Origin of the sequence: Arthrobacter sp. TB 26 (genome assembly GCF_000427315.1) — a bacterium.
GTDB lineage: Bacteria > Actinomycetota > Actinomycetes > Actinomycetales > Micrococcaceae > Arthrobacter.
This window is the reverse complement of sequence record NZ_AUPJ01000129.1, coordinates 1-2,820: the sequence shown is the minus strand read 5'-3', so window position 1 is coordinate 2,820 and position 2,820 is coordinate 1. Positions and strand designations below refer to the sequence as shown.

2 protein-coding genes are annotated in these 2,820 nt (G+C 70.0%); both read left to right on the top strand.

Translation table 11 applies throughout. The features are described from left to right. Positions 1 to 168 precede the first annotated feature (168 nt). Positions 169 to 807, top strand: a complete 639-nt coding sequence (locus K789_RS24385; protein ID WP_024365642.1) for a DUF4232 domain-containing protein — start codon at positions 169 to 171, stop codon at positions 805 to 807. A 137-nt stretch (positions 808 to 944) separates the two neighbouring features. Continuing rightward, on the top strand, positions 945 to 2,820 hold a 1,876-nt coding region (locus tag K789_RS0104065), incomplete at its 3' end, for a DEAD/DEAH box helicase (protein ID WP_024365641.1).

The following is a 2,820-nucleotide window of genomic DNA, read 5'->3' as shown; positions in this document are numbered from 1 at the left end:
CCGGTCCGCGTGCCGGCAGCGCCCACCGCGCCCAACCCCGATCCCAAGTCCGGGCCCAAGGAGTAGCTGACCTCGATTGATGCTCCGGAAATCACAATCCGGGCATCAATCGGACGCCGCCGTCGTGGCGTCGTTGACTCCGGCCCCCTCGGGCGTGAAGGTGGTGCCATGACGGCTCAGCGAATCAACACAAGACTGGTATTCACGACGGCGGCAGCCGCAGCAGCGCTCTTCCTCGCCGGCTGCGGCACCGGCACCCCGCAGTCCCAGACCTCCAGCACCCCGGCGTCCTCACCCGCCAGCTCCCCGAGCCAGTCCTCCGCCCCGGCTGCCGCCGCGGGGACCGGCACTGCGACGCCCGCACCGGCCGTCACCACCCCGGCCGGGCCCGCACTGTGCAAGGCTGCCGGCCTGACCGCAACCACCGATGCCACCGGCGGCGGCGCGGCCGGCAGCGTCTACATGCAGCTGATCCTCACGAATTCCGGCGCCGAGCCCTGCCTTCTGAAGGGCTATGCCGGCGTCTCCCTCACCGCGGACGCGAACGGCGAACCGATCGGCGCCCCCGCGGCCCGTGACGAGGCCACACCCGCCGCCGATGTGCTGCTCGCACCGGGGCAGGCCGGAACCGCCACGCTGCGCTACACCCAGGCCCGCAACTACTCGGACTGCACCGTCGTTCCGGCGGCCGGCTTCCGGATTTACCCGCCGGAGGACACCGCGTCCCTGTTCATCGCCGAGCCCCATGACGCCTGCAGCAACGCCGGCATCAACGTGTTGACCATCGGGGCGTTCACGGCCAAGTAGCCCCGCTAACGCCGAGGTGACATTTCCCGCCCATGCGCGCGTGCAACATCGGCGCAAAGTGTCACCTCGCCGGGGTCCCGGCCGCTCGATGATACCGTCCGCCAATTACTGTCACTGCCGTAAGGCATGATGGAGGAATGAAGGGGCAGGAGCTCGCCGGCGGCACACTCGCGGCCGAGGCCATGGACCGGTTCAGCCGGCCCACCCGGGACTGGTTCCTGGGTGCATTCCCAGCGCCCACCCCAGCCCAAAACGGCGCCTGGAACGCGATTTCCTCAGGCGCGCATGCGCTCGTGGTCGCCCCCACGGGTTCCGGTAAGACGCTCGCGGCCTTTCTCTGGGCGCTGGACCGGCTGCTCGTCGCAACGCCCGCCGAACCCGAGGGACTGCCGGGCCTGGACACCGTCAAGGGCGCGCGTCGTAAGGCACCGAAACGCAAGACCCGGGTGCTCTACATCTCACCGCTCAAGGCACTCGGCGTCGACGTCGAACGCAACCTGCGCGCCCCGCTGATCGGCATCACCCAGACCGCCAAACGCCTTGGCCTGCCCGCACCGCTGATCACCGTGGGCGTCCGTTCCGGGGACACTCCGGCGTCGGACCGCCGCTCGCTGCTGAGCAACCCGCCGGACATCCTGATTACCACGCCCGAATCCCTCTTCCTTATGCTCACCTCGAAGGCGCGGGAGACCCTCAGCGAGGTGGACACCATCATCGTCGACGAGGTCCACGCCGTCGCGGGCACCAAACGCGGCGCCCACTTGGCCGTGTCCCTGGAGCGCCTCGACGCGTTGCTCCCGAAACCCGCCCAGCGGATCGGGCTCTCAGCCACCGTGGAGCCCAAGGAGCTGGTGGCGCAGTTCCTCGCCGGCTCCGCACCGGTGGAAATTGTGGCCCCGCCGTCGAAGAAGACCTGGGACCTGACGGTCTCCGTCCCGGTGGAGGACATGTCCGATCTGCAGGGTGCGGCCGGCGCCTTCGACTCCGGCCCTGCGTCCGGGCTGCAGCCGCAGGCATCGATCTGGCCGCATGTGGAGGAGAAGATCGTGGACCTGGTGCTGGCCAACCAGTCCACCATTGTGTTCGCGAATTCCCGCCGTCTCGCCGAGCGCCTTACCGCCCGGCTCAACGAGATCTACGCCGAGCGGCAGCTGATGGCCGCCGGCGGCGGCTGGGGCGAGGTTGGCGCCGCGGCTCCAGGCTTCGAGTCCGTGCCGGTGGGGACACCGGCCGGCGGCGCTCCCGCTTTGTCGGCCTCCGCCGCGACGCCGGCGTCCACCTCCACACCGGCGCACATGATGGCCCAGGCAGGCAGCACCGCCGGCGCCGATCCGGTCCTGGCCCGCGCCCACCACGGCTCGGTCTCCAAGGACCAGCGCGCACTGATTGAAGACGACCTGAAATCCGGCCGGCTGCGCTGCGTCGTCGCCACGTCCTCCCTTGAACTCGGCATCGACATGGGCGCCGTGGACCTCGTGGTGCAGGTGGAATCCCCGCCTTCCGTGGCCAGCGGGCTGCAGCGGGTGGGGCGTGCAGGCCACCAGGTCGGCGAGATCTCCCAGGGGGTGCTGTTCCCTAAGCATCGGGCAGATCTGGTGCACACCGCCATCACGGTGGAACGGATGCTGGCCGGCAAGATCGAACGGCTCTACGTCCCCGCGAATCCGCTGGACATCCTGGCCCAGCAGACCGTCGCGGCCACGGCACTGGGTTCCATTGATGTAGAGGACTGGTTCTCCACGGTCCGCCGGTCAGCGCCGTTCGCCTCGCTCCCCCGCTCCGCCTTCGAGGCCACGCTGGACCTGCTCGCCGGCCGGTATCCCTCGGACGAGTTCGCGGAACTGCGGCCCCGGATTATCTGGGACCGCAATGCCGGCACCATCGAGGGCCGGCCCGGAGCCCAACGGCTGGCCGTCACCTCCGGCGGCACCATCCCGGACCGCGGACTTTTCGGCGTCTACATCATCGGCACCGAAGTCGAAGGCTCCGGCTCCCCCGGCTCCGCGAGCGGCG

Bases quoted from the DNA above. Each gene is read 5' to 3' on its own strand.
- K789_RS24385 (WP_024365642.1), top strand. From the start codon at position 169: ATGACGGCTCAGCGAATCAACACAAGACTGGTATTCACGACGGCGGCA.